General features: G+C 47.5%; 6 protein-coding genes. 5 read left to right on the top strand and 1 reads right to left on the bottom strand.

What is annotated here, in order from left to right:
* Positions 1–1,217: radical SAM protein (locus RMO27_RS16300; protein WP_309734387.1), on the bottom strand; the 1,217-nt coding region annotated here is incomplete at its 3' end.
* A 261-nt stretch (positions 1,218–1,478) separates the two neighbouring features.
* Here RMO27_RS16300 and RMO27_RS16295 point away from each other — a divergent pair.
* From RMO27_RS16295 to RMO27_RS16275, 5 genes are all read left to right on the top strand, one after another.
* A complete protein-coding gene (locus RMO27_RS16295) occupies positions 1,479–1,721 on the top strand; it encodes a photosystem I reaction center subunit IV (protein WP_309734385.1) in 243 nt (80 codons plus the stop codon).
* Positions 1,722–1,817: 96 nt separating this feature from the next.
* Positions 1,818–2,681: a DNA-formamidopyrimidine glycosylase gene (locus tag RMO27_RS16290; protein WP_309734383.1), complete on the top strand. Its 864-nt coding sequence runs from the start codon at positions 1,818–1,820 to the stop codon at positions 2,679–2,681.
* A 209-nt stretch (positions 2,682–2,890) separates the two neighbouring features.
* Complete coding sequence (locus tag RMO27_RS16285) at positions 2,891–3,040, top strand: CopG family transcriptional regulator (protein ID WP_309734380.1); 150 nt, start codon at positions 2,891–2,893, stop codon at positions 3,038–3,040.
* A 173-nt stretch (positions 3,041–3,213) separates the two neighbouring features.
* Positions 3,214–3,339, top strand: coding sequence for a hypothetical protein (locus tag RMO27_RS16280; RefSeq protein ID WP_309734378.1), 126 nt, complete (start codon positions 3,214–3,216; stop codon positions 3,337–3,339).
* Positions 3,340–4,124: 785 nt separating this feature from the next.
* A partial coding sequence (locus RMO27_RS16275; RefSeq protein ID WP_309734376.1) for a glutamate synthase central domain-containing protein occupies positions 4,125–6,944 on the top strand: 2,820 nt, incomplete at its 3' end.

The raw sequence follows: 6,944 nt of genomic DNA, 5'->3' as shown, positions 1-6,944 counted from the left end.
CTGCATCCAAATGTCAGACGTAAGCCAGGAACAGCTTTTTTGAGCGATCGCAACATTGCCACCGTTTCATCTATGTCGCTACTCTCTTCGCCGGGAACTCCCGCCATTCCATAGAGTTTTAACCCTTTTAAACCACCTGCTTTGGCATTAGCAGCAGCTTGAAATATTTCATCGGTTTCGAGTTTCTTATTAACGATTTTTCTAATCCGTTCTGAGCCGCTTTCTACCGCGATCGTCAGCGATTTACTATCCCGCTGGGATAGAATTTCAGCTAATCTAACCGTGACGGTATTCGTGCGAACTGAAGACACACTCAAGCGGACATCATCATATTTAGGTTGAGCTAAATGTTCGAGTAAGGCTGGGAATTCTGGATGCTGCGTCACCGATGCACCGAGTAAGCCCAATCGATTGGTGACTTCTAAGCCCTTATCGATCGCCGGAATGAGTGATTCTTCCACGCTAGCAACCCGAAATGGTAATGTCAGGTAGCTGGCTAAACAAAAGCGACACATTTCGGGGCAACTGCGGACGACTTCGACCATGAAAATACTTTCCCATGCCGCTTTTTCAGTAACCACACTGGAAACAGAAAGGGTATTACCGCGATAGGTTTGTTTGGCAATAGTTGTGGGAACATCGCTATCGATCGGGAGGATACTTGTAATTAGATTTTCAGCATATTCAACTTGATACAAGCTAGGGATATAAATCCCCGGTATTTGGGCTAGATGTCTGAGTTTAGTAATTCGATCGGCTGTCCGTACTTCCTGATAAGCATTAATAAAATTGCCAAGTAAATCTTCACCATCGCCGACTAAAATAACGTCAAAGAAGTCAGCAAAAGGTTCGGGATTGGCACTCAGAACTGGCCCTCCGCCGAAAACCAGCGGATCGTTATCGCCGCGAGCTTCACTCCGCAATGGAACTTCTAATAACTCTAATAAATTGAGAATATTCACATAATCCAATTCCCAAGACAGCGAAAATCCAACTAATTTTGGCGATCGAGGCAATGATTCGCGGACATCTGTAAATAACCGATGAACATCCACATCCGATCGCATCGCTAAAGTCGCCCATACTACCTGATAACCCAGACTCGTAATCCCAACGGTATAGGTATTCGGAAATGCAAAAATCGTCGGAATCGCAGCTCGATCTGGGGACGCGGGCGTGAATAGCAGGTGTTCGGAGTCGAAGACAGAGTTGGACACTTTTTAGAGAGTAGAGGGTGGTGTGGGGACTGGGAGAGGAGGGGACGGGGGGACTGGGAGCAAAAAGATCGTTCCAAAATCCATTCACTATCCACTATCCACTATTCACTACCCCCTAAAGCCTAAAGCCTAAAGCCTATTTTGTTTAAGCTTTGTTACCTTGTGACAAAAAGATGGCGAAATTTGCCGAAAATAAGGGCGATAGCTAATTGTGGCTGAATCCTTTTTAAAAACCAGTTACTCCAAACAGGAAAAGTAATTATGGCACTGCAACGTGGTTCAAAAGTTCGCGTCCTCCGCAAGGAATCATACTGGTTCCAAGATGTCGGCAGCGTCGTCTCGATCGACCAAAGCGGCATCAAGTATAACGTGATCGTGCGTTTTGAAAAAGTTAACTATAGCGGCTTCAGCGGTAGTGCTGGAGGCGTCAATACCAATAACTTTGCCGTCAGCGAGTTGGTGGAAGTCTCCGCACCCGCAGCTAAAAAAGCTGCTGCCAAATAGACAACGATCGCGACTGGCAACTGAGGAGGCGATCGATCTATACTAATCTCGGTTAGTAAGATCTAACTTACTCCCTAGTTACCAGTCTAACCATTAATGCCAGAATTACCTGAAGTTGAGACAGTTCGTCGCGGGTTGGATCGATATACACTCGATCGAGCGATTACTGGCACAGAAGTCTTATTACCACGGACGATCGCGCATCCCGATACGCCAGCAGAGTTTGACTTTGGCCTCCACAACACCAAGATCAAGACTTGGCACCGACGGGGCAAATATTTATACGCACAATTAGTCTCAACGGACGCCCAGCAAGCCGCTGGTTGGTTGGGAGTACATCTACGCATGACAGGGCAATTGCTGTGGGTAGAGAGCCAGACAGAGCTACACAAGCATACCCGCGTGAGATTATTCCTGGGCAAGGATTGGGAAATTCGGTTTATCGATCAGCGCACATTCGGCCAGATGTGGTGGATTCCGCCCAGCCAGCAGCCGGAACAGGTGATGACAGGGATGGGGAAATTAGGGCCAGAACCATTCGATCCGGCATTTAGTGTCGAGTATCTTGCCACCAAACTTCAGAAATCCCAACGCAATATCAAAACCGTCATTCTCGATCAAAACTTAGTCGCCGGATTGGGCAATATCTATGCTGATGAAGCTCTCTTTATGAGCAAAATTCATCCCAACACCCCTGCAAATCAACTGACGATTTCTCAGGCTAAATTATTACGCGAGTCCGCCATCAAAGTCCTTCAAACCTCGATCGATCAAGGCGGCACCACTTTTAGTAATTATCTTAATGTCCAGGGCACCAACGGCAATTATGGAGGCATGGCGTGGGTTTACAATCGTACCAAGCAACCCTGTCGCATCTGCGGTACCCCGATCAAGAAAATTAGGTTAGGTGGCAGAGGGACGCACTATTGTCCTCGGTGCCAAGGTATCGATCGATATTAACTTGGCTCCAGCACAGCTCAAAGCATCGTATTTTGACAAGCGACCTGACACCAGCAGCAGCACCTAGCTCACACAAATAGTTGGAGGTTCAAAGACGTACGTCATCAAACTACATTAATAGAATAAGAGTTGTGACTAATTCAAAGTTTGTGTTTCTGTTTAAATAACAGTAAGCAAGGACACTTTATTACAAAACGCTACTTAAGAGTATGACTGTCAAAGCTAGAAAAATCAAACAATTAAACATCAAAATTCCTGATCAAGAGCTGTCAATCTTGGAGGACTTTACCGAAAAGACGGAAAGAACAAAAACAGACGTTATTCGCGAATTTATTAGAGCTTTATCAGCTAAAAATTAACTTTAAAGAGCTAATTGAGCGATAAATTCTGACATTGCTATTGGCAACGATAATCGCTGTGCGCGGATTGAAGCTCGTCTAAAGCAATTATATTTGTTCTGCGGCACCCCGATTGCCAAAATTCAGATTAGGTGGCCGAGGTATTCATTATTATCCTCAGTGCTAAAGAAACAATGAAGTCCGATTTTAGTAGCATGAGTGCGATCGAGTCAAGAACCGAGCCGACCGCCGCTACCAACCATATTTTGCTAGAATTTCTTGATAATTCTGGCGATTTTTATGACCGAATTTTTCACTGACGTAGAGATTGATGAATTGTCAACAGAGAGGGACAGTTAAAAGTATTGAGTCGTTGGCTCGATCGCCTACCGTTTCGATCGATAGTAAAATTAATAGCCACAGGTCTGGGACTAGAATTTGGTGGTGAGGATTTACGGGGGTTGGTATTGATAAAGATCGAAGCATCCATTTGTCGAGACAGTTCCGGTCGATCGAGTAAATGAAGCAATGGTTAGCATCAACAGCAGCTCGCTCTCGAATTGTTTTGAAACATTAGCAGCATTAATCAAACTCAAGCTTGCCAGCACAATGTAGTTAACTCTGACAAGCTGGTAAAGATCGATTCAGACCCCAGGATCTGGCAACCGACTCGGCTGGAGATATTCTTCAGCCAAAATTGTTGATATAATATTAGCTACTATAAATCGTCAGGGTCGGTGGTTGGATTGCGAAATTAGGCGGCAATCTCCAGCTCCAAAATTCTCAAACAACAGACCATCGGCATCAGGCTCACAGCAAAACCTTATCGATCGGAAAGTAGCCCAACATACAGAAATGCCGTAAAAATCCTGTTACAAGCTATAGATCGACATTATTCGCATCATTTTCAATTTCGAGATCCGATCGTTGGCGTAGCCTACCGGAGGTAATCTACACCCCAGACAGCTTAGCTTTGACTCAACGCGAGCATGAGTCTCCGATCTAGCTAGAAACTATCTCTACTCGCGAGTCTCTCCAAAACTATTAACTTCTCGATCGCTCTCCGCACGATACAACTATGAACCATTCAGACAATCATTGGCACATGAACCATTCCACTCCGACAACTGTTGCTAACCAAGTCCCTTATCTCGGTCCGCGCTGGTTGGTAGAAGAACGGGATGCTTGTGGCGTCGGGTTTATTGCGTGTCCGGCAGGGGAAGTCAGTCACAAGCTGATCGAGCAAACATTGACGGCGTTGACTTGTATGGAGCATCGCGGCGGTTGTAGTGCCGATCGCGATTCTGGTGATGGTGCGGGGATTTTGACGCAAATTCCGTGGGCATTATTTGACAACGTATTACCCGCAAGTGTAGATCGCGCCAAGCTAGCTGTAGGGATGCTATTTTTGCCTCAGGATGCTCGGAAACGGTCTGTAGCCAAGCAGATCGTTGCTGAGGTAGTTGGTAAAGAGCAGTGTCAATTAGTCGGTTGGCGGGAAGTTCCGGTCAATCCAGCGACATTAGGCATCCAAGCGCGCGAAAATCAGCCGTACATCGAGCAGATGGTGATTGCGGGCACTACGGCTGGAGATGAATTGGAGCGGCAGTTATATCTCGTCCGCCGCAAGATTGTCAAAGCTTTGCAAGCTGAAGGTACCGTTAAGCCTGGTGATGATTTTTATATTTGTTCGTTATCCAGCCGGACGATCGTTTACAAAGGAATGGTGCGATCGGCTGTATTGGGTGAATTTTATAGTGACTTGACCAATCCGGCGTTTACAGCAGCATTTGCGGTGTATCATCGACGGTTTAGCACCAACACACTACCCAAATGGCCGCTAGCGCAACCGATGCGGGTACTGGGACACAACGGCGAAATTAATACGCTCTTGGGCAATATTAATGGGATGACCGCGCGGGAAAGCGATCTCAATCATCCCCTGTGGAATGACCGATTGCGGGAATTGCAACCGATTCTGAATTTGGATAATAGCGATTCGGGGACATTAGATAATGTCTTGGAACTGATCGTGCGATCGGGACGGAGTCCGATCGAAGGGCTGATGATGATGGTACCAGAGGCGTACAAGAATCAGCCGGAATTAGATAAATATCCTGAGATTACCGACTTTTACGAGTATTATTCAGGTTTGCAGGAAGCTTGGGATGGACCAGCCTTACTCGCCTTCTCGGATGGGAAGGTAGTTGGCGCGGCACTCGATCGCAATGGCTTGCGGCCAGCGCGGTACTGCATTACGAAGGATGGTTACATCTACGTCGGCTCTGAAGCTGGGGTTGTCGATTTACCTGTAGATCAGATCGTCGAAAAAGGTCGGCTCGGCCCTGGTGAAACGATCGTTGTCGATCTCGAAACCAAAGAGATTCTCCACAATTGGGAAGTTAAACAGCGAGTAGCCGATGCTCATCCCTATGGGGCATGGCTGAAAGCACATCGCCAAACACTCACCGCGCAACCTTATGAAGCGAGTTGTCGGGTAGAATCACTCAGTTTGCTCAATCAGCAGACAGCATTTGGCTACACCGAAGAAGATATCGCGATGATCGTCAACGACATGGCGGAAAACGGCAAAGAGCCAACATTCTGCATGGGCGACGATATTCCGTTGGCCGTATTATCCGAAAAAGCGCATCCTTTATACGACTATTTCAAACAACGCTTCGCCCAGGTGACTAACCCGGCGATCGATCCGCTGCGGGAAAAATTGGTGATGTCGCTGGATGTCAGCCTGGGGAAAAAAGGCAATTTACTCGAAGCCAAACCCGAATTTGCGGGATTCCTCAAACTCAATAGCCCCATCATCAATGAAGCTGAATTAGAAATCGTCAAAGCATCGCCCCTCGGTAGCGAGATGCTCTCGACACTCTATCCAGTCGCCGATGGCGCACAAGGCTTGAAACAAGCGATCGACAGGCTGTGTCATGCGGCTCTCAAAGCTGTCAATACTGGCAAACAAATCCTGATCCTCAGCGATTGGTCAAATCATGGTTTAACCGATGAGATTACTTATATCCCGCCGCTGTTAGCCGTCGGTGCGGTGCATCATTATCTGACTCAACAAGGATTGCGGGCGCGGATATCGCTCGTCGTCGATACCGCCCAATGCTGGAGTACCCATCATTTCGCCTGTCTGATTGGCTTTGGGGCATCCGCTGTCTGTCCCTATCTCGCCTGGGAATCCGTGCGGAGTTGGTGGTGTGGTTCCAAAACTCAAGCCGCCATCGGTCGGGGCGAAATGGATATTACCATCGACAAAGCGCAGGCTAATTACCGCAGAGCGATCGAAGATGGCTTGCTCAAAATCCTCTCAAAAATGGGAATTTCCTTGCTCTCATCCTATCAAGGAGCGCAGATCTTTGAAGCGATCGGGATCGGGCGGGAAGTCCTCGATATTTCCTTCAAGGGGACAACTTCACGGATTGGTGGCCTGACGATGGCTGATGTCGCCCGCGAAACCATGTCCTTCCATCACAAAGCTTTCCCCAAAGAACTCAAGAAACTCGAAAACCTCGGATTCTTCAACTACCGCCCCAGTGGTGAGTACCACATGAATAGTCCCCAATTGGCGAAAGCTCTGCACAAAGCGGTAGATGCTTACCCCAACCAAGCGGGTTATGACCACTATCAAACCTACAAAAAATATCTTCAGGAACGCCCTGTCACGGCTCTACGCGACCTGTTAGACTTCAAATCCGATCGAAACTCCATTGACATCGAATCAGTCGAGTCTGTGACCGATATTGTCAAACGGTTCTGTACAGGTGGGATGTCTCTCGGCGCACTCTCTCGCGAAGCTCATGAAGTCCTAGCGATCGCTATGAACCGGATCGGCGCGAAATCCAATAGCGGCGAAGGCGGCGAAGATCCCGTCCGCTACAAAACGATCGATGATGCCGTCGAAGGT

This window comes from Chamaesiphon sp. OTE_75_metabat_556, assembly GCF_031378165.1.
Lineage (GTDB): Bacteria > Cyanobacteriota > Cyanobacteriia > Cyanobacteriales > Chamaesiphonaceae > Chamaesiphon.
The sequence above is the reverse complement of the archived record's forward strand: the minus strand, read 5'-3'. Positions and strand labels throughout refer to the sequence as shown.